Below are 20261 nucleotides of genomic sequence, written 5' to 3'. Positions count from 1 at the left end.
GGTGCTGGCGTGGCTGAGCGGACTTGCTAGTCCTTACCCCACCGCCAGCGCGGCGGCTCGCCCTTCAGCCAGCACACGACCACGAGAGCCACGGTTAATAGCGCGACCAGCAAGGCGAACGTGAGCGGATGACCCGCGGGTTGAAACCGGAAAACGACCACCCCGAGCAACACGAAATACGCGAGCAGCGTCACCCATCCTTGCCAGCGCACGGGAAGGCCCCAACCCCAGCCATAGCGTTTGGCTGGGAACCAGTATTCACGAGAGGGTGACATCGCGCGGTCTCCTGATTCGTGCGCTTGCTCATTGTCGACAATTCACGGTCGGCAAGTGCAAGCATTGCATCTTCCGCGCTGTATCACGCGGGACTATATTTCCTGGACCGGCTTCAACCCGAGTCCATCGACAGGAAACGTTCCATGCAACCCGCAAACCAGCAAAAAACCGTGCTTCTGATCGGCGCCTCGCGCGGCCTCGGCTTCGCGATGGTCGAGGAGTATCTGAAGCGCGGCTGGCGAGTCATCGCGACCGGCAGGCAAAATTCCACGACCAGGCTCCTTCAGCTTGCGACGGCGTCACATGACGCACTCGAAGTCGAAACGGTCGACATCACGATGCCCGAACAGGTCGCCGCGTTGCGGGGCCGCCTCGAAGGACGTCCGATCGACCTGCTGTTCGTCAACGCCGGCGTCAAGAACGACGATAGTGAAACGATCGCGGATGTATCGACCGACGAATTCGTGCGCGTGATGGTGACGAACGCGTTGAGTCCGATGCGGGTCGTCGAGGCGCTGCAGGATCTCGTTCGGCCGACTGGCACGATCGGCGTGATGTCGTCGGGGCAGGGCAGCGTCGCCAACAACGAGAATGGCAACTACGAGGTCTATCGCGGCAGCAAGGCCGCGCTCAACATGTTCATGCGAAGCTTTGCCGCGCGTCACCGAAGCGATACCAGAACCCTGCTGCTGATGGCGCCCGGCTGGGTGCGAACCGACATGGGCGGGCCGGACGCGCGTCTGAGCATCGACGAAAGCATCCCGAACCTGGTCAGCACGATCGACGCTTACGAGGGCCGTGCCGGTTTGCATTACCTCGACTACCTCGGCAGAGTCGTGCCATGGTGAGCGGCAAGCGTAGGGGCCAGCGGCGGAAGAGCGCGTCGCTATAATGATTCGCCGCCCTACACGTACCCTCAACCACTCTTTGCCATGACCGTCGACCGCCCCGATCCTCCCCGCGATGCTCTCGAACTCGGCGGCTCCGTCTGGTTTCAGGCGGGCACGCAGACGCTCGGCGGCGCGGCCCGCATCGCGCTGCTTGCGGCGATTGGCGAGACCGGCTCGATCACGAGCGCGGCGAAGGCGGTCGGCATCAGCTATAAAGGCGCGTGGGATGCCATCGATACGATGAACAACCTCGCCGGCGAGCCGCTCGTCGTACGTTTGACCGGCGGCAAGGGCGGCGGCGGCACGACGCTGACGCCGCGCGCGGTGAAGCTGATCGAGACGTTTCGCGCGGTCGAGCGCGAGCATCGGCGCTTTCTCGAACGCGCGGGCGCGGCGATCGGCGAGGGCTTCGCGACGGACTGGGACCTGATCGGCCGCATCGGCGTGAAGACGAGCGCGCGCAATCAGTTCTTCGGCACGGTGTCGGCGATCGAGCGCGGCACCGTCAACGACGAAGTGTCGCTCGCGCTGCCCGGCGGCCACACGATCGTCGCCGTGCTCACGCACGAGAGCACCGAAGCCCTCGGGCTCGCGGTCGGCGTGGCGGCGTTTGCGCTGATCAAGGCGTCGTGGGTCGTTTTGCTCGTACCGGGTGATGGCGATCGCGATGCGCCGTTGAACCTGTCGGCGCGCAATCAGTTGTCTGGCACCGTGCACAGCGTGAAGCGCGGCGCGGTGAACGCGGAAGTGTCGCTCGGGCTCGACGGCGGCGCGGTGGTCACGGCGGTCGTCACCAATGGCAGCGTCGAGATGCTCGGTTTGCAGGAAGGCGCGAGCGCGGTCGCGGTGTTCAAGGCGTCGAGCGTGATACTTGGCGTGAAGGATTGAGGTTGCCGGGGCGTAACGAAGGCGCAATGCCACCCGCTCAACGAGGCGACGCCTCGCTGCGCGCATATCCTGCGAACGGGTGATCCTCGCGCACGCGGCCGTCGCTGACCTGCACGACCTGATCGCCGAATGCGGCGACGTCGTCCGGATCGTGCGTGATAAGCACCATCGGAATATCGAGCCGCGTTTGCAGGTCCGATAGCTCGCGTCGCATGCGCTGGCGCAACTCACTATCCAGTGCGGAAAACGGCTCGTCGAGCAGCAGCAGGCGCGGCTGCGAAACCAGCGCGCGCGCGAGCGCCACACGCTGCTTCTGCCCGCCCGACAGCTGCGCCGGGTGATTGCCCGCCACGCCCCTCAATTCGAGCGCATCGAGCCAGTAATCGACCTGCGCATGCGCGCCGCGCGCACGCGGATTGAGCCAGCCCCGGTGCAGCCCGAAGCCGATGTTCTGCCGCACGTTCAGATGCGGAAACAGCGCGTAGTCCTGAAACAGATACGCGATCTTGCGCGCCTGCGGCTTCTGATCGATGCCGACCGCGCTATCGAACAAGGTGGTGCCGTGCAGCGTGATGGTCCCTTCATCGGGACGCAGCAAGCCGGCGATCGCCTGCAAGGTCAGGCTCTTGCCCGCGCCCGACGGCCCGAACAGCACGAGCCGCTGCGTGCTCGCGCTAAACGCGACGTCGAGCGTGAAGCGCCGCTCGGCGGTCTCGAAGGTCTTGCGGATGGCGACGTTGAGCGGCATGTCAGCGGGCTCTCAGAAGCGTGTGCTGCGGCACGAGACGCCCCGCGAGCAGCAGGATCGTCACGCACGCGACCGATGTCACGAGCACGAGGAAGTTGGCGGTGCTGTCGTCGCCGGCCTGCACCGCCGAATAGACCGCGACCGACAGTGTCTGCGTGCGGCCTGGCAGATTGCCCGCGATCATCAGCGTCGCGCCGAATTCGCCGAGCGCGCGCGCGAACGCGAGCAGGCCGCCCGCGAGGATGCCGCGCGCGGCGAGCGGCAGCGTCACGCGGAAAAACACCGCGGCTTCGCTGACGCCGAGCGTGCGCGCCGCGCGCTCCAACTGCGGATCGACGCCCTCAAAGGCGGCGCGCGCGGACTTCAGCACGAGCGGAAACGCGACCACCGTCGACGCGATCACCGCGCCCTGCCACGTGAAGACGAGCTGGATGTCGAAGCGGTCGAGCCACGCGCCGATCACGCCGCGTCGGCCGAGCAGCACGAGCAGGTAATAGCCGAGCACGGTGGGCGGCAGCACGAGCGGCAGCATCAGCAGCGAATCGATCACGTCGCGCGCGCCGGAGCGCCAGCGCGACAGGCCGAACGCGGCCGCGACGCCGAGCACGAGAGTGAGCGCGGTGGCCCAGCCTGCGACCTTCAGCGATAGCAGCAGCGGAACCCAGGCCTGTTGCATGAGCGTGTGCTCTCCCCGTGAATCAATGCGCCGGCTTGAAGCCATACTTCGCGAGCACCGCCTGGCCGGCCGGCGACAGCACGAAGTCGATGAAGGCTTGCGCGTCGGCCGCGTCATGGCTGCCTTCGACCTGCGCGATCGGATAGCTGATCGGCGTTTGCGTCGGCAGGTTCAGCGCGACCTTGACCTTGTCGGGCATGATCGCGGCATCGGTGCCGAACACGAAGCCGGCGTCGACTTCGCCGCGCGCGACGTAATCAAGGCTCTGACGCACGTTCGACGCGAGCACCGCCTTCGCGCTGACCGCGTCCCATACGCCGGCGGCCTGAAGCGCGCCTTGCGTGTAGCGGCCAACCGGCACCGAGGCCGGATCGCCGAACGCGACGCGCTTGACGTTCGCGGTCGTCAGCGCGTCGAGGTTGGCGGGCGCGAAATGACTGTCGGCTGGCACGATCAGCACCAGCGAGTTGGCGGCGAAGTCGCGCCGCGTCGACGGCACGATCACCTTTTCGGCGGCGGCCTTGTCCATTGCCTTCTGATCCGCGGACGCGAATACGTCGGCGGGCGCGCCTTTGACGATCTGTTGCATCAGCACGTCGGACGCGCCGAAGTTCAACAGAACCTTGGTGCCCGGATGCTGTTGCTCGAACGCGTCGCCGACCGCCTTGAACGCATTGGTCAGGCTGGCGGCGGCCGAGACCACCAGTTCATCGGCGTGGGCGTTCACGCTGACCACGACGGCGACGGCGGCTGCGACGCACAGCGCGTACTGCTTCAGATGGCAAGAGAGCGTCATGAAGGACCTGGAGTCTGACGTGAACGGGAAGCAGTGGCTTAAAAACGCTATCGTAATATATGCGCGGTTATAGCGGTGCGCAAAACGGTCGATTCGGCGTAGCGCTTCACGTATGGCGTGAAGCGAGGGAAGTGCTACGAAACTGTAAAAGGAAGCTTGAAAACGCGGCGGAAGCGCCGGCGCAGCGTGCTCAGATGTCCGACGCGCGCATCGGCTCGAGCGTATTGCGTGTTTGCGACAGCGGCGCGGCCGACGGTCGAATGTCGCGTGGGGACAGCCATTTCGCGCGAATGAACGGCCGGTCGTGACCGGACACCTTCAATGCGATATGCGTGACCCAGCGCTGCGTGGGTACGTGCACGCCGTGCATCAGGATTGCCAGCACCATCAGGCTGACGGTGACCGGGAGCGCCGACAGCCGGCCCGGTTCCGCATTCCACGCGATGCGCACGAACACGAGCGCGGCGAGCGCGCCGACGAGGCAGCCAGTCACGGCTTCGGACGGCGAATGCGCGCTCAGCACGACGCGCGACAAGCCCACCGCCAGGCCGGCGGCAAGCCCCCCGAGCACGCCGAGCAGCCGGACGGCGCGGCGCGCGGGCAATAGCATCAAAAACAGCGCAACCGGATAGACGGCCGTGGACAGCATGGAGTGACCGCTGACGCCGGTGAAATCGAGCTCGCGCACGCCGACGCCCCAGCCGAGGAAGGCGAGCTTGGTCACGGTCACGACGCCGATCGCCGTACCGAGCAGCGCGAGCCAGCAGGCCGCGAGCCGCCACGAGTAGCCGAGCGCCAACCATAGCGCGATGGCGAGCGCGAGCGGCAGCGTCAAGCCGGCGCCGCCGAGGCTGGTGATCGAATACCACAGGTGGATCGGTAAATCGGGCATGGCGGGAGCGCGACGCGGGTCGCGTGAAATCGGGTTGGTGGAAATCGGCGCGCGGCCGGCACGAAACGCCGATGCGGCCCGGATCACACGTCGGGAGATCAACCGCCAGTATAGTCGGGTGTCGCGCGACGGTCTTGCGGCGCACAGCGCTTTTGCACGCCGAATGTTGGCTGCCGAACGGCTATCGACGTGGTTTGACGACAGGGCCCCGGCAAGGTTCGCGACTATCGAAATGGGGCACGAAGAGCGGCGCTGTGTTCAGCACCGCAGGAAAAATGATGTTATTGTGCATTGCACAACTTCATCTGATCCGCAGTTTTGGGGTCCGCATTTGTCCCTTTTTGCGAGGTTATCGCCGATGGCAAAAAGCCTGTCGAAAATCTGGCTGCGTGGTTTCAAGCGCCTGCTCGCGATCCAAACCGAACACGCGCAAAAAACCGCCAAGCGAGCGCAGGCGCGACCGGTTCGCGCCGCCACCACCAAACCGTCGAGCAAGGCTCATCCACTGAAGCCGGCTGCCGCGCTACGCACGCCGATGAAACGCGAAGCGCCGCGCGAGTCGCGCGTGCGTCCACGCGCGGCCGCGTGGGCGAGCGGCGCGTGGACGCGCTCGTTCCATTCCGCGCCGGCCGCGCCGGGCCGGCTGGTCAATCACCTGCAGTACGGGCTCTATATCCCGTCCGGGCACGCACATGAGGCGATGCCGCTGGTCGTGATGCTGCACGGCTGCACGCAGTCGATCGACGAATTCGCCGAGGGTACGCGCATGAACCTGCTCGCCGACCGCTACGGCTTCGCGGTCGTGTATCCGGAGCAATCGAAGCACGCGCACTCGCACCGCTGCTGGCATTGGTACGATGCCGGCGACAACGCGGGCGGCGCGGAAGCGCGCGCGGTCGTGTCGCTGGTGGATTCGCTGGTCGAGCAGCACGGCTTTGACCGCGCGCGTGTCTACGTGGCGGGGATTTCGGCGGGCGCGGGGCTGGCCGCGCTATTGGCCGTCAAGTACCCCGGGCATTTCGCCGCGGTCGCGCTGCATTCCGGCCCCGCTTTCGGAGAGGCGCGCTCCGGCATTACCGCGATGGACGTGATGCGGCGCGGCGCGCGTCGCGAGCCGGCGGAACTCGTCGACGAAACCACCAACGTCGCGCAATACCCGGGCATGCCGGCATTGATCGTCCACGGCGATGCCGACCATGTGGTGGCGCCGGTCAACGCGGATCAGTTGGCGACACAGTTTCTGCGTCTGAACCGCCTCATTGACGCAAACGGCGCGCGCAAAGCCGGCGAGACGCGCGAGGACCGCAAAAATGGCGTCGTGATGCGCGATTATCTGCGCGGCGGGCGGCGCGTGGTACGGGTTTGTCGTGTGCAGGGGCTGGGCCACGCATGGGCCGGCGGCGACGATGCGCTGCCCTTCCATTCGTCCAAGGGCCCGGACGCGAGCGCCATGCTGTGGGAGTTTTTCCGGCATCAGCGTCGTGCGGACGCGGGCCGCATCGCGGAAGGATTGGCAGCATCATCGGTCGGGCGGTGACGTCCGAGCAACACCTCGAAAATGAGTAGTGGCATGTAATTAGGGTTTTCCCTATAATACGGGTTATCCCTTAGGCGTAACCGCCTAGCTATCATTGCCGAGGTGAACCATGTATCTGATCAGCCGCCTGTTCCTGTTTCTGACCAAGTCGCCGGACCAGCTCGCGAAGGAGCGCGCTGACGCCTATCTCGCTGAAGCGACCGATCTCTACGATCTCGAATTCCGCATGAGCAAGCTCGATCAAGAGACGAACGTGCGTCCGTCGTGGATGAGCCAGCACTACGGCTAAGCCGACTGCCTGTAATCGGCATCAGGCCGTCAGCAATCGGAACATCGGCGCGTGGTGAGGCGCTGGTGTTTGGGGTTGGCCATCAAGGCCATGCCCGTATCGCGCATTCCCCTTTACTCATCGCGCGGCCTTCGTGCCCGGTTGGCAGACTTCACTCAAGCAGCCGGATTCAGCTGCCACAACGCGTAGTTCAAAAGCGCGGCGTACGCGACCCACACGACATACGGCACGAGCAGAATGCCCGCGAGGCGATCGCGCCGCCAGAACACATACGTCAGCATCACGATCAGTAGCAGCAGAATCAGGATGTCGATCAGCGCCGTCTCCGGGCGATGCAGGCCGAAAAACAGCCACATCCACGCGGCGTTGAACACCAGCTGAACGACCCACAGTACGATCGCCGCGGTCAGGCCGTCGCGCTTCCACACGCGCCACGCGGAAAACGCCATCAGCACGTAAAGTACGGTCCAGACCGGTGGGAAAACCCAGTTCGGCGGATTGAACACAGGCTTTTGCAGGCCCGTGTACCACGCGTCCGGCAGAGACAGACTCGCGGCCCAGCCGGCCGCCAGCGTCAGGATCAAAAACACGAGCAGCGACGGCAGACGGCGCATCTTCGCCCCCTTCAGATCTTCTTGTTCAATCTTGTTCAATAATGTGAGCAGGCACTCACTTTCCGTATCAGGCCAGTGTGCACTCGCGGACCTGTGCCTGGTCGACGATCCGTTCGGGATAATTCCCGCCCAGTACCATGCACCGAATTCCGCGAGCCGCTCCGCGCCGGCCAACCACCGCGCGTGAATCCATTTTGCCGGCAAGTTCGCGAGCTGCGGTAGATATCGTTTGATAAAGCGCCGTCGGGGTCGAATTTTTCGGATCGCGTGACCGGATTGAAAATACGGGAGTAAGGTTGCGCGCCGTAGCCGGTCGAGGCGGCCCACTGCCAGCCGCCGTTGTTCGCCGGGAAATCGAAGTCGTTCAGCAAATCGGCGAAGTATCGCTCGCCGAGCCGCCAGTCGATGCCGAGATCCTTCGCGAGGAAGCTTGCCGTGGCCATCCGCAGACGGTTGTGCTTATAGCCGGTCTGGTTCAACCGCAGCATCGCGGCATCGACGAGCGGATAGCCGGTGCGGCCGTCGCACCAGGCGGCGAACGCTACGTCGGCCGAGCGGCCTTTTTCCCAGTGCAACTGCTCGTATTCCGGCTTGAACGGCGCGCTTTTCGCGAGGCGCGGGTGGTGCGCGAGCACCATGAAGTAAAAATCCCACCAGATCGGTCCCGACAGCCACGTCGCGGCGCCTTTGCCGTCGGGTTGCAGCGACATCTCGTACGCGAGCCGCGCCAATGTGCGGATCGACACCGTGCCGAAGCGCAGATGCACCGACAGATAGCTCGGCTTTTCGCAGCGGGGAAATCGCGCCGTTCCGCGTAGCTGTCGATGCGCGTGAGGAAATCGTCGAGCCGCTGTTGGGCGCCGCTCATGCCGGCGGGCAGTTGCAAGTCCGTCAGGTTGCCAGGCGCGAAGCCGAGCTGGTCGAGTGTGACGATCCTGCACCGGCTCGCCTGGGTGGCGCGTCTGCCTGGCATCGACAATCGGCTGCAGGATCGTCGTGTCGAACACGAACACGCACCAGATACGCTCGCAATGCTTGGACGCGTAGTACAGCGCGGCATGATCGGTGCTGCGCAGAACGCGGCGGAACCAGACGAGGCCGGAGTCGAAGCTGTCGTGCAGGCGGCGGGCGCGTGTCATCGGGAGAGGCAGTCGGGCTGAAGGTGGTCGAGGACCGGCTATGCAGGACGCGTGCCGTGCGCGCGAAAACAATCAGCGCCCGGCCCTATCGTGCAGGGTGCGGGCGCTGCTCGCGACGGCGCAGGGTAATGCGCCGTGAGCGGTTCTTCTTGAGCATTGCTGATCGGCGCAACGGCCGACCTGACCTCAAGCGACGTGCAGACGAACCGCGACGTTGTTACGCGTAGCGTTCGAGTACGGGCAGACCTGGTGCGCTGCATCCACCAGTTCCCCGGCAGCGTCCGCAGCCAGACCCGGCAGAGTGACACGCAGGTCGATGTCGAGCGCGAAGCCGCCCTTGTCGTTCGGACCGATGCCGACGTCGGCGGAAACCTGCGTGTCGGCCGGCAGGGCCTGTTTGCGCTGGCCGGCGACAAACTTCATGGCGCTCAGGAAACAGGCCGAGTAGCCGGCTGCAAACAGCTGTTCGGGATTCGTGCCTGCTGCGCCATTTCCGCCGAGTTCACGCGGTGCCGCCAGCTTCACGTCCAATGCATCGTCCGACGATACGGCGCGGCCGTCGCGGCCGCCGGTGCTCGTTGCGCTTGCCTTGTAGAGGATGTTCATGGTGCGGTTCCTAGTGTGGGGTGTCAGGGTTGGCTTGTTTGCCGCTGGCTGCCGGTTCGCCGGTCTGGCGAAGCGCTAGCGAAGCGGCAGGTGATCAAGATAGTACACAAATAATTTGTATGCAAATGAATTTGGCGATGGAACCGGAACTAGTCCTTTTCAGTTATCGCCCTACTGGTCCATGAAGTCGTTGAGCGTCGTGCGCAGGCGTGTGAGGTCGTCGCGCAGACGCAGCAGGAAGTCCGCCGTCTGCTGCGTCGCGCAGAAGATTTCGCCGGGCACGTCGCGCGCCTGACGCTTGAGCGCCTTGCCCGCGCCCGTCAGGCGAATGTAGACGAGGCGCTCATCGTCGGTGCCGCGCGCGCGCTCGACGAGTCCCTGCGCTTCGAGGCGCTTGAGCAGCGGCGTGACCGTCGCCGGATCGAGATTCAGGCGCGCGGCCATGTCCTTGACGGTGACGTCGTCGGTTTCCCACAGCACGAGCATCGCCAGATACTGTGGATACGTGAGTCCGAGCTTTTCGAGCAGCGGCTTGTACGCTTTCGTCATCGCGAGCGAGGTCGAGTAGAGCGCGAAGCACAGTTGCTCGTCGAGCGTGAAGGGGAGAGCGGGGCGCTGGGTCATGATTCATCTCGGCAAAAAGAGCGTGCAAATGGATTGAACGCAAACCATTGTGCCGCAAGTCGCTTCAGGATGCCGAGCGTCGGGAACAGGTGTCTCGACAGAGACGTGGGGAAGGCGCGCGCGGGTGCCAGAACGGCTCCCGCGCGGGAACGACGGATCAGGCCGCCGGCGTGGTCGGCAGATCCGGCGTTTGCGGCGTCTGCACGCCGAAGCAGCCGCGATAGGTCGCGTAGAACGAGCAGTACAGCATGGTCGTGACGATCATCGTCGCGGGCATCAGGATCGCGAACGCGAAGTCGGCCGCGCCGAGCGCCTGCATCAGCAGGGACAGCCCGATCGACACGACCGTTGCGACTGCGAACCACAGCGCCGCGAATACGACGAAAGCGCCGCGATTGCGCCAGCAACTGACGACGCTGAAGAACATCGCCTTGACGGGCGGCACGTCGTGCCAGGCGGCGAGGATGGGCGAGAACCAGAACAGCATCGCGACCGGTATGTAGAACGCGAGCGCGGTGATCACCGCGAGCGGGATATTGCTGTTGGCGATCGTGTTCTCGTCCATCGACGCGTTGCCGAGCATCACCTTCAGCAGCATGCCGCCGTCGGCGAGCGCCGAGCCGGCCAGCACGAGCGCCATGGCGATGACATACAGCACGCCGAGCACGAGCAGCCGCCGCGCGACCACCGGGCCATACGAATGAAAGCCGTCGACAAGGATGGTCGGAAACACCGGTTTGCCCGCGATCGTGTTGCGGCATGCGGCCATGAAGCCGACCGCGACACCGGGAATGAACAATAGCGGCAACACGCCGCCGACCACCGGAATCTGTGACACGAGCGTCATCACCAGCAAATAGGTGAAGAACAGCGTCAGAAAGGCGAGCGGATTCTTGCGGAACAGCCAGATACCCTGGCGGAACCACACATAGCCGGTTTTCGCGGGGACTTCGATCAGTTGCATGAGGTATGGATGCCTGGATTCGCGACGCCCTGCAGGCGCTCGCGCAGAATGCGTTCGAAATGACCGGGGTCGTGCGGCTTCAGCAGTTCGGCCGCGCGCGGCAAATGAAAATCATACAGGCGCGAGACCCAGAAACGGTATGCGCCCGCACGCAGCATGTCGCCCCAGTGATGGTTTTCCTCGACGGTGAACGGCCGCACCGTCTGATACGCGCGCAACAGCGCCTCGGTGCGCTCGGCGTCGAGCTTGCCGGTCGCGAGGTCGACGCACCAGTCGTTGACCGTCACCGCGACGTCGAACAGCCACTTGTCGCAGCCGGCGAAATAGAAATCGAAGAAACCACCGAGCCGCACTTCGTGGCCGGTGTCGGGCGCCGCGTGAGCGAACATCGCGTTGTCGCGGAACAGGTCGGCGTGGCACGGGCCCGCGGGCATTGCCGCGTAATCGGCGGAGGCGAAGAACGCTTCCTGATGCGCAAGCTCGGACGCCAGCAGATCGCGCTGCTCGCCTTCCAGATACGGCAGGATCGTCGGCACGGTTTCGCGCCACCACGGCAGGCTGCGCAGGTTCGGCTGATAGCGCGGATAGTCGCGGCCCGCGAGGTGCAGGCGCGCGAGCATCTGGCCGACCTCGACGCAATGCTCGACGCCCGGCGAGAGTTCGGGTGCGCCTTCGAGCTTCGTCACGATGGTCGCGGGTTTGCCGAGCAGCATGCCGAACAGCGCGCCGTCGAGACGCGGCATCGGATCCGGTACCGGCACGCGATGCCCGGCAAGATGCCGCATCAGGTTCAGATAGAACGGCAGTTGTTCAGCTGTCAGCTTTTCGAAAATCGTCAGCACGTATTCGCCGCGCGTCGTCGTCAGAAAGAAGTTGCTGTTTTCAATGCCGGACGAAATGCCGCGAAACTCGACGACATCGCCGAGATCGTAGTGACTCATCCATTCTGCGAGTTGGGATTTGTTGACAGCGGTGAAGACGGCCATGCGGAAACGTCGGATCAGGTTGTTCGGGCTGGCGCGGTGCGGCCAGTGCGAGGTGAGACAAACGAATGTGGCGGAGCGGGCGACGAATGCGGAACGGCGAAGTGCAAGCGTCGCCGCATTCAGCGCGGGTTCATCGCGCAGCGGCCGCGATCGGGTTGAGCGGGGGCGCGGTCGCGCCGCGGCCGCCGTTGCCGGCGTGCCGCTTGCGTAACGATCAATAGTGGAGATTCACCGATGGCAAGCGCGTACTGGGCTTGCCGCTGTCGTGGACGGTGGGCGACGTGTCGGGCGACGCGCTCATCTGGTAGCGGGTGCCGAAATTCGAATGCACGTCGATTTCGACCGGCTTGCCCTTGTCGCGGAATTCGGTGATTTCGGTGCCGTTCGGGCTGACTTCGTGAAAGCTCGGCGTGCGCGGAACGTTGATGTCGACCTTCGAGCTGACCTCTGCGCCCGGACGATTGATCTTGTCCAGGTCCGGCAGACCGGCCCGTTCATTGGCGGACTGGGGCACGCCGGCGGCCGGCGATTCGTCGACGGGCTGGGCAGCCATCGCGGCGTTGCCGAAGGCCAGAGCCAGTGCAACAGCGATGGGAAGGAGCAGCTTCATGGTGATTCTCCGATTGGGTGCCCGGATTCTAGCAAATCCGGCCTGACGCACGGGCGCCAAGCCTTATTTTGCGCCGCTTTCGCGCGAGCTGCGCGCGTTCTCGCGGGCGCTGTTGCAAGCGTCGCCGCCGACATTTGGCAACAGCGGGTTCCGTGGTAATGTCGTCTCATCAAAAAGGGTAAACGATGATGATCAACAACGATATCAATCAGCGCACGGTGCAGACTCCCGCCAACAGCTTCCCAACCGAAGGCTTCGACGACGCGGCCGAGGCCGTCACCCGCCTCGCCGCGATCTACGAGGCGAACACGTCGTTCCTGCGCGATGCGTTCGCGCGCTATCGCCGCAACGAGCAGTTCGACCATCGCGTGCGCGCCTGCTACCCGTTCGTGCGCGTGCGTACCGAGGTCAACACGCACGTCGATTCACGCCGCTCGTACGGTTTCGTCGCGGGGCCGGGCGTGTTCGAGACGACCGTCACGCGGCCAGACCTGTTCGGCAACTACTATCGCGAGCAACTGCGGCTGCTGGCGAAGAATCATCACGTGCAGATCGAGGTCGGTGTGTCGGACCAGCCGATTCCGATTCATTTCGCGTTCGCCGAGGGCATCCACCTCGAAGGCGATCTGGACCGCGAGCGCCTGTTCCTGATGCGCGACATCTTCGATATACCGGACCTCGCGCTGCTCGACGACCGCATCGTCAACGGCACGTACGAGCCGCTGCCGGGCGAGCCGCATCCGCTCGCGTTGTTCACGGCGGCGCGCGTCGATTTTTCACTGCATCGGCTGAAGCACTACACGTCGACCTCGCCGACGCATGTGCAGAACTACGTGCTGTACACCAACTACCAGTTCTATATCGACGAATTCGTCAAGCTCGGCCGGGGCATGATGGCCCGTACCGACGACGAGGAGTTGCGCGCCTATCGCAGCGAATACACGTCGTTCGTCGAGCCCGGCGACGTCATCACCTACAACGAGAATCTCGGCGAGCAGGCGCAGGAGGGCACGCTGCCGCCACGTCTGCCGCAGATGCCGGCCTATCACCTGAAACGCGCGGACGGCAGCGGCATCACGATGATCAACATTGGGGTCGGGCCGTCGAATGCGAAGACCATCACCGATCACATCGCGGTGCTGCGTCCGCATGCGTGGATCATGCTCGGCCACTGCGCAGGACTGCGCAACACGCAGCGTCTCGGCGACTACGTGCTCGCGCACGGCTATGTGCGCGAAGATCATGTGCTCGATGCCGATCTGCCGCTGTGGGTGCCGATTCCGGCGCTCGCCGAAGTGCAGGTCGCGCTCGAGCGCGCGGTCGCGCAGGTCACGCAGCTCGACGGCGTCGAGCTGAAGCGCGTGATGCGCACGGGCACGGTGGCGAGCGTCGACAATCGCAACTGGGAGCTGCGCGATCATCGCGAGCCGGTGCAGCGGCTGTCGCAAAGCCGTGCAATCGCGCTCGATATGGAAAGCGCGACGATCGCCGCGAACGGCTTCCGCTTCCGCGTGCCTTACGGCACGTTGCTGTGCGTGTCGGACAAGCCGCTGCACGGCGAGTTGAAGCTGCCGGGCATGGCCGATCAGTTTTATCGCGCGCAGGTCGATCAGCATCTGCAGATCGGCGTGAAGGCGATGGAACTGCTGCGGACGAATGGGCTGCATCGATTGCATAGCCGCAAGCTGCGCAGTTTCGCGGAAGTCGCGTTTCAGTAACTCAGGCCGAGGCACTGATAAACAGCCCGCTTACGCTGGATGTGCCGCTTTGAAGATGGCTCGCGAGCGACGTCGGACCCAATCGGCTTCGTTGGTTGTCGAGGTGACGCTCGCCGGCTCAACCCTGCCCGAAACCGGGTCAACCCGATCAAGCTTCCCGCCGCCAGCAGCCACAGCGGATGAATCCGCGTCTTCGTCGCCATCACGGCCGTGAACGCAGTAATCGCCCACGCTATCGCGGTCGGATTCGAAGCGCGTGCGATCAGCGCCGCGCTCGCTGCGACGAGGCCGGCCGTCACCGGCACGAGTCCAAGCTGCGCAAAGCGGCGCCACGGACGGTCCTTGAAGCGGTCCCACGCATGCAGCGCGAGGATCGTCAGGAGCGACGACGGCCCGAACTTCGCAATCGACGTGACGAGCATGCCGGCCCAGCCGGCCACATGCCAGCCGATCAGCGTGACGATCATCTGGTTCGGGCCGGGCGCGGCTTGAGCGAGCGCGAACAGCGCGCTGAACTCGCTGGCCGGCATCCAGTGATGCACGTCGACCACCTGCCGCTGCATCTCCGGAATGATCGTATTGCCGCCGCCGAACGCGAGCAGCGACAGCTGACTAAAAATCGCCGCAAGGGAAACGAGCGTGTCGTTCAGCGTGCGCTCCTTGCGGCAAGATAAATGCTGAGCGGCGTGAGCGCGAGCGCGGCTTCGGGTGAGGTGAGTTCGTTCAGATTGCGAGCTTCGAGTACCAGCTGAGCACGTTAGCGCCGGACGGCAAGCGTGCAAACGATTTGTTCGCCAATCCGGTTGACAGTCAGCGCGCCGCAAACTGGCCTGCAAAACGAAAGCGGGCAGCCCGAAGGCTGCCCGCCATGTGCGCGACGATAGGCATCGTGCTACGCGCAATGCGAAACGCGCAGCCTCTTGCCATCACAGGTAGAACATCCGGTCTTCTTCCGACTTGACCGGATGAACTTCGCCTTCCTCGCGGTCTTCGTAGAACTTGAGCACCGCTTCGAGCACCTGGTCCGGATTGTCGATCACCTGCATCAGATCGATGTCGGTCGGATTGATCAAACCCATCGGAATCAGAGCGCTCTTGAACCACGCGAGCAGACCTTCCCAGAACTCGGCGCCGACCAGAATGATCGGCACATGGCGCGACTTCTTGGTCTGGATCAGCGTGAGCACTTCGGCCAGTTCGTCGAGCGTGCCGAAGCCGCCGGGCATCACGATCACCGCGTCCGAGTTCTTTACGAACGTGACCTTGCGCGTGAAGAAATGGCGGAAGCGCAGCGAGATGTCCTGCCACTGGTTGCCCGACTGCTCGTGCGGCAACTCGATGTTCAGACCGACCGAAGGCGCCTTGCCCGCATGCGCGCCCTTGTTGGCCGCTTCCATGATGCCGGGGCCGCCGCCGGAGATCACCGCGAAGCCGGCATCCGACAATTTGCGCGCGATCTGCGTGGCGAGTTTGTAGTACGGCGAGTTCGGTTTCAGGCGCGCCGAACCGTAGATGCTGACCGCCGGGCGAATCTCCGACAGGTACTCGGTCGCCTCGATAAACTCTGCCATAATCGTGAACATCTGCCACGATGCGCGGGCTTTCTTGGCCGTTGCGCGCTCTTGATCTGCGAGCGATCGCAGACTCGGAATCACTTTTCTCTTAGTCATAATGCCTGAAGAACGAAGCCTTGAAGGTAAGACCCTGCTGTTGGTCGACGGTTCGAGTTATCTGTACCGGGCCTACCATGCGATGCCTGATCTGCGCGGTCCCGAGGGTGGCCCGACGGGTGCGCTCTACGGGATGATCAACATGCTGCGGCGCATGCGCAAGGAAGTCACAGCAGAGTATAGCGCGTGCGTGTTCGACGCCAAGGGCAAAACGTTTCGCGACGACTGGTATCCGGAATACAAGGCGAACCGTCCGTCGATGCCGGAAGATCTTGCTCGTCAGATCGAGCCGATTCACGTCGCGGTGCGGGCGCTCGGGTGGCCGCTGCTGATGATCGATCGCGTCGAAGCGGACGACGTGATCGGCACGCTGTGCACCGAAGCGGAAAAGCTCGGCATGAACGTGGTCGTGTCGACCGGCGACAAGGACCTCGCGCAGCTCGTGTCGAACCGCGTGACGCTCGTCAATACGATGACCAACGAAACGCTCGACCGCGACGGCGTGGTCGCGAAGTTCGGTGTGCCGCCGGAGCGCATCGTCGATTATCTGTCGCTGATCGGCGATACCGTCGACAACGTGCCGGGCGTCGAGAAGTGCGGTCCGAAAACCGCGGTCAAATGGCTGACGCAATATGAGTCGCTAGATGGCATCGTCGGGCATGCGAGCGAGATCAAGGGCGCGGTCGGCGAGAATCTGCGCCGCGCGCTGGACTTTTTGCCGATGGCGCGCAAGCTCGTCACAGTCGAGCGTCATTGCGATCTGACCGGGCACATCGTGTCGATCGAGGAGAGTTTGCCGAGCCTTCCCGAATCGCGCGAAGAGTTGCGCGAGGTGTTCACGCGCCACGGCTTCAAGACGTGGCTGCGCGAAGTCGAAATCGCCGATGCGGTCGAAGGTCCGGAAACCGACGTGCCCCCCGCGTTGTCCGTCGATCACGAGCGTCACTACGAGACCGTGCAAACATGGGAGCAGCTCGAGGCGTGGCTCGACAGGATCGATGCGGCCGAGCTGACCTCGTTCGATACCGAGACCACGTCGCTCGATCCGATGATCGCGCAGATCGTCGGCTTGTCGCTGTCGGTCGAAGCGGGCCGCGCCGCGTATGTGCCGCTCGCGCATCGCGGCCCCGACGCGCCAGTGCAGCTGCCGCGCGACGAAGTGCTCGCGAAGCTCAAGCCGTGGCTCGAAAGCGCCGACCACAAAAAGGTCGGCCAGCATCTGAAGTACGACGAACAGGTGCTCGCGAATTACGGCATCGAAATGCGCGGCGTCGAGCATGACACGCTGCTCGAGTCGTACGTGCTCGAATCGCATCGCACGCACGACATGGACAGCCTCGCGCTGCGTCATCTCGGCGTGAAGACGATCAAGTACGAAGAGGTCGCGGGCAAGGGCGCGCAGCAGATCGGCTTCGACGAAGTCGCGCTCGACAAAGCCGCCGAATATGCGGCCGAAGACGCAGACATCACGCTGCGTTTGCATCAGGCCTTGTATCCGCAGATCGCCGCGGAGAAGTCGCTCGACCACGTGTATCGCGAGATCGAAGTGCCGACTTCGCGCGTACTGCGCAAGATGGAGCGGACCGGCGTGCTGATCGACGCGGAGAAGCTGCGTCAGCAGAGCACTGAGATCGCCACGCGTCTGATCGAACTCGAAGGCAAGGCGTACGAACTGGCCGGCGGCGAATTCAACCTCGGCTCGCCAAAGCAGATTGGTCAGATTTTCTTCGAGAAGCTCGAACTGCCGGTCATCAAGAAGACGCCGAGCGGTGCGCCTTCCACCGACGAAGAGGTGTTGCAGAAGCTCGCCGAAGACTATCCGCTGCCGAAGATTCTGCTCGAACATCGCGGCCTGTCGAAACTGAAGTCGACCTATACCGACAAGCTGCCGCGCATGGTCAATCCGCACACCGGCCGCGTGCATACGAACTACGCGCAGGCCGTCGCGGTGACGGGGCGGCTCGCATCGAACGATCCAAACCTGCAGAACATTCCGGTGCGTACCGGCGAAGGTCGGCGCATCCGCGAGGCGTTCATCGCGCCGCCCGGGCACAAGCTCGTCTCCGCCGATTATTCGCAGATCGAATTGCGCATCATGGCCCACATCTCGGGCGACGAATCGTTGTTGCGCGCGTTTTCGCAGGGCGAGGACATTCACCGCGCGACCGCGTCGGAAATCTTCAGCGTGACGCCGCTCGAAGTGTCGAGCGATCAGCGGCGCGTCGCGAAGGTCATCAACTTTGGGCTCATCTACGGCATGAGCGCGTTCGGACTGGCGTCGAACCTCGGCATCACGCGCGATGCGGCGAAGATTTATATCGACCGCTACTTCGCGCGCTATCCCGGCGTCGCGCGCTATATGGACGAGACGCGTTTGAGCGCGAAGGCGAAGGGCTACGTCGAAACGGTGTTCGGCCGTCGTCTGTGGCTGCCCGAGATCAACGGCGGCAACGGTCCGCGCCGCCAGGCCGCGGAGCGTGCCGCGATCAACGCGCCGATGCAGGGCACCGCGGCCGACCTGATCAAGATGTCGATGATCGCCGTGCAGAACTGGATCGAAGACTCGAAGATCGGCACGCGGATGATCATGCAGGTGCATGACGAACTGATTCTCGAAGTGCCCGACGCTGAGTTGTCCGAAGTCCGCAAGCGCCTGCCGGAACTGATGTGCGGCGTCGCCGCGCTGAAGGTGCCGCTCGTCGCCGAGGTCGGTGCGGGCCGGAACTGGGAGGAAGCGCATTGACATGCCCGTGACATGCGCACGATAACGTCGTGCGCATGTCACACATGGGTTTTGGCGACTTGTGACTTGCCAGGCGGGTCGAGGACAATCGGTTCAGGACGGCGCATTCATGCGCAGCGTCGCGACAGATAATTCATCGGCTACACGGAGAAGTGCAATGCATCGATTTATCGTCGTTGGCGGAGGTGCGGGAGGATTGGAACTGGCGACGCGTCTTGGCGATCGCTATGGGGCCGACAAGAAGGGGCGCAGCGCGCAGGCCCAGGTCACGCTGGTCGACCGCTATCCGACGCATATCTGGAAGCCGCTGCTGCACGAGGTGGCGGCGGGCAGCATGGACCCGTTCACGCAGGAACTCCCGTACGCGGCGCAGGCGCGCTGGCATGGCTTCGCATTCCAGCAAGGGGACCTGACCGCACTCGACCGCACGAACCGACGCATTACGCTCGGCACCGTGCTGGACGACGACGGCGCTGAACTGCTGCCCGAACGCGAGCTCGAGTACGACACGCTGATCATCGCGATTGGCAGTACCACGGCCTTCTTCGGCGTCAAGGGAGCGGCCGAATTCTCCTTCGCACTGGATACGGTTAGCGAGGCAGAGCGTTTCCGCAAGCGCCTGATCGCCGCATGCATGCGCGCCGAACATCAGGCGCACGAACCCGTCGAGTCGAGACCGGGACCCGGCACGTGGACGTCCAGCGAGCCGCGCATTCAGGTGGCGATCGTCGGCGGCGGCGCGACGGGGGTCGAGTTGTCGGCGGAGTTGCGCAATACCGCGCAGGTTTTGTCCGCGTATGGCTTGCACAAGCTCGATCCGCGACATGACGTCGGCATCGTGCTGATCGAGGCGGGGCCGCGCATCCTGCCCGCGTTGCAGGAGCGCGTTTCCACGGCCACCTCCGAATTGCTGACCAAGCTCGGCGTGAAGCTGATGATCGGCGAGACGGTGGCCGAGGTCGCGCCGGGCTACATCCGCACCGCGAGCGGTCACACCGTGCGGGCCGATCTGACCGTGTGGGCGGCGGGCATCAAGGCGCCGGCGGTACTCGGTCAGCTCGACGGCTTGCCGGTCAACCGGCTCGGCCAGCTGGTCGTGCGCCGTACGCTGCAAACCGGGATCGACGACAACATCTTCGCGCTCGGCGACTGCGCGGCGTGCGAGTGGCCGGGCAACGAGCGCAACGTGCCGCCGCGCGCGCAGGCCGCGCATCAGCAGGCGAGCTTTCTGATGAAAGGACTGGCGGCGCGCCTCGACAACAGGCCACAACCGGAATTCACTTATCGCGACTTCGGCTCGCTGGTCTCGCTCGGCCACTTCAGCGCGGTCGGCAATCTGATGGGCGGGGTGATTGGCGGCAATATGCTGATCGAAGGGCTGTTCGCGCGCTTCATGTACATGTCGCTGTACCGGCTGCATATCGCGGCGCTGCACGGCTATCCGCGCATGGTGCTCGACACCTTCGCGCATTGGTTGCGCCGTACCACGCTGCCGCGCGTCAAGCTGCACTGACGCGCGCAGACGATCTCCTCAGTTGAATGTGCAACGGGATGCGCGCAAGGCGTATCCTGTTCCCTCTAACAATACTTCGAGG

Annotated in this window: 19 protein-coding genes and 2 pseudogenes; 7 read left to right on the top strand and 14 right to left on the bottom strand. The window is 64.2% G+C overall.

Annotated elements, in window-relative coordinates:
- Positions 1-26: 26 nt before the first annotated feature.
- Positions 27-275, bottom strand: a complete 249-nt coding sequence (locus HDG37_RS32675; protein ID WP_184054868.1) for a hypothetical protein — start codon at positions 273-275, stop codon at positions 27-29.
- A gap of 144 nt (positions 276-419) precedes the next feature.
- Here HDG37_RS32675 and HDG37_RS32670 point away from each other — a divergent pair, with 144 nt between their 5' ends.
- Positions 420-1124 carry an SDR family NAD(P)-dependent oxidoreductase gene (locus tag HDG37_RS32670; protein ID WP_184036122.1) on the top strand — a complete coding sequence of 235 codons (705 nt, stop codon included), beginning with the start codon at positions 420-422 and terminating at the stop codon, positions 1122-1124.
- Between the two features lie 84 nt (positions 1125-1208).
- On the top strand, positions 1209-2054 hold the full coding sequence (locus HDG37_RS32665) for a TOBE domain-containing protein (protein WP_184054866.1): 846 nt from the start codon (positions 1209-1211) through the stop codon (positions 2052-2054).
- Positions 2055-2091: 37 nt separating this feature from the next.
- Here HDG37_RS32665 and HDG37_RS32660 read toward each other — a convergent pair whose 3' ends face one another.
- The 4 genes from HDG37_RS32660 to HDG37_RS32645 all read right to left on the bottom strand — a co-directional run bounded on the left by HDG37_RS32660 (position 2092) and on the right by HDG37_RS32645 (position 5166).
- Positions 2092-2802, bottom strand: coding sequence for a sulfate/molybdate ABC transporter ATP-binding protein (locus HDG37_RS32660; RefSeq protein ID WP_184036143.1), 711 nt, complete (start codon positions 2800-2802; stop codon positions 2092-2094).
- 1 nt (position 2803) lies between these two features.
- Positions 2804-3478 (bottom strand): molybdate ABC transporter permease subunit, encoded by a 675-nt coding sequence (gene modB / locus HDG37_RS32655; protein WP_184036157.1) that lies wholly within the window; start codon positions 3476-3478, stop codon positions 2804-2806.
- Between the two features lie 22 nt (positions 3479-3500).
- Entirely contained in the window at positions 3501-4274 is a 774-nt protein-coding gene (gene modA / locus HDG37_RS32650) for a molybdate ABC transporter substrate-binding protein (RefSeq protein ID WP_184054864.1), read from the bottom strand.
- Positions 4275-4464: 190 nt separating this feature from the next.
- Positions 4465-5166 carry a phosphatase PAP2 family protein gene (locus HDG37_RS32645; RefSeq protein ID WP_184054862.1) on the bottom strand — a complete coding sequence of 234 codons (702 nt, stop codon included), beginning with the start codon at positions 5164-5166 and terminating at the stop codon, positions 4465-4467.
- 358 nt (positions 5167-5524) lie between these two features.
- On the opposite strand from HDG37_RS32645, the gene HDG37_RS32640 reads away from it, so the two are divergent.
- Together HDG37_RS32640 and HDG37_RS32635 are read left to right on the top strand one after the other, a co-directional pair.
- Entirely contained in the window at positions 5525-6703 is a 1179-nt protein-coding gene (locus HDG37_RS32640) for a PHB depolymerase family esterase (protein ID WP_184054860.1), read from the top strand.
- A gap of 109 nt (positions 6704-6812) precedes the next feature.
- A complete protein-coding gene (locus tag HDG37_RS32635; protein WP_184054857.1) occupies positions 6813-6992 on the top strand; it encodes a DUF3563 family protein in 180 nt (59 codons plus the stop codon).
- 155 nt (positions 6993-7147) lie between these two features.
- Here the strand turns inward: HDG37_RS32635 and HDG37_RS32630 are convergent, their stop codons facing one another.
- From HDG37_RS32630 to HDG37_RS32600, 7 genes and pseudogenes are all read right to left on the bottom strand, one after another.
- On the bottom strand, positions 7148-7645 hold the full coding sequence (locus HDG37_RS32630) for a TspO/MBR family protein (RefSeq protein ID WP_260335187.1): 498 nt from the start codon (positions 7643-7645) through the stop codon (positions 7148-7150).
- A 28-nt stretch (positions 7646-7673) separates the two neighbouring features.
- Positions 7674-8745 (bottom strand): annotated as a pseudogene (locus HDG37_RS32625) (cryptochrome/photolyase family protein).
- 186 nt (positions 8746-8931) lie between these two features.
- Positions 8932-9351 (bottom strand): organic hydroperoxide resistance protein, encoded by a 420-nt coding sequence (locus tag HDG37_RS32620; protein WP_184054855.1) that lies wholly within the window; start codon positions 9349-9351, stop codon positions 8932-8934.
- Positions 9352-9522: 171 nt separating this feature from the next.
- The gene (locus tag HDG37_RS32615) at positions 9523-9975 is read right to left on the bottom strand and encodes a MarR family winged helix-turn-helix transcriptional regulator (protein ID WP_090808388.1); all 453 of its coding nucleotides are present in this window, start codon (positions 9973-9975) and stop codon (positions 9523-9525) included.
- A 157-nt stretch (positions 9976-10132) separates the two neighbouring features.
- Complete coding sequence (locus tag HDG37_RS32610; protein WP_184054853.1) at positions 10133-10939, bottom strand: BPSS1780 family membrane protein; 807 nt, start codon at positions 10937-10939, stop codon at positions 10133-10135.
- Positions 10930-11925, bottom strand: a complete 996-nt coding sequence (locus HDG37_RS32605) for a homoserine kinase (RefSeq protein ID WP_184054851.1) — start codon at positions 11923-11925, stop codon at positions 10930-10932. Before HDG37_RS32605 ends, HDG37_RS32610 begins: the two co-directional genes overlap by 10 nt.
- Before the next feature lie 214 nt (positions 11926-12139).
- Positions 12140-12535: a hypothetical protein gene (locus HDG37_RS32600; protein WP_184054849.1), complete on the bottom strand. Its 396-nt coding sequence runs from the start codon at positions 12533-12535 to the stop codon at positions 12140-12142.
- Positions 12536-12726: 191 nt separating this feature from the next.
- Here HDG37_RS32600 and HDG37_RS32595 point away from each other — a divergent pair, with 191 nt between their 5' ends.
- Entirely contained in the window at positions 12727-14253 is a 1527-nt protein-coding gene (locus HDG37_RS32595) for an AMP nucleosidase (RefSeq protein WP_409260260.1), read from the top strand.
- Positions 14254-14390: 137 nt separating this feature from the next.
- Here HDG37_RS32595 and HDG37_RS32590 read toward each other — a convergent pair.
- Both HDG37_RS32590 and HDG37_RS32585 read right to left on the bottom strand, forming a co-directional pair.
- Positions 14391-14903 (bottom strand): annotated as a pseudogene (locus HDG37_RS32590) (chromate transporter); the annotation flags it as partial.
- 276 nt (positions 14904-15179) lie between these two features.
- Positions 15180-15923, bottom strand: coding sequence for a TIGR00730 family Rossman fold protein (locus HDG37_RS32585; RefSeq protein ID WP_035471771.1), 744 nt, complete (start codon positions 15921-15923; stop codon positions 15180-15182).
- A gap of 1 nt (position 15924) precedes the next feature.
- On the opposite strand from HDG37_RS32585, the gene polA reads away from it, so the two are divergent.
- Together polA and HDG37_RS32575 are read left to right on the top strand one after the other, a co-directional pair.
- Positions 15925-18666 (top strand): DNA polymerase I, encoded by a 2742-nt coding sequence (polA, locus tag HDG37_RS32580; protein ID WP_184054847.1) that lies wholly within the window; start codon positions 15925-15927, stop codon positions 18664-18666.
- Positions 18667-18823: 157 nt separating this feature from the next.
- Positions 18824-20179, top strand: coding sequence for an NAD(P)/FAD-dependent oxidoreductase (locus HDG37_RS32575; RefSeq protein WP_184054845.1), 1356 nt, complete (start codon positions 18824-18826; stop codon positions 20177-20179).
- Positions 20180-20261: the final 82 nt, after the last annotated feature.

This window comes from Paraburkholderia sp. MM5384-R2 (assembly GCF_014201025.1).
Classification (GTDB): Bacteria; Pseudomonadota; Gammaproteobacteria; order Burkholderiales; family Burkholderiaceae; genus Paraburkholderia; species Paraburkholderia tuberum.
This window is presented reverse-complemented; position numbering and strand designations above follow the sequence as displayed.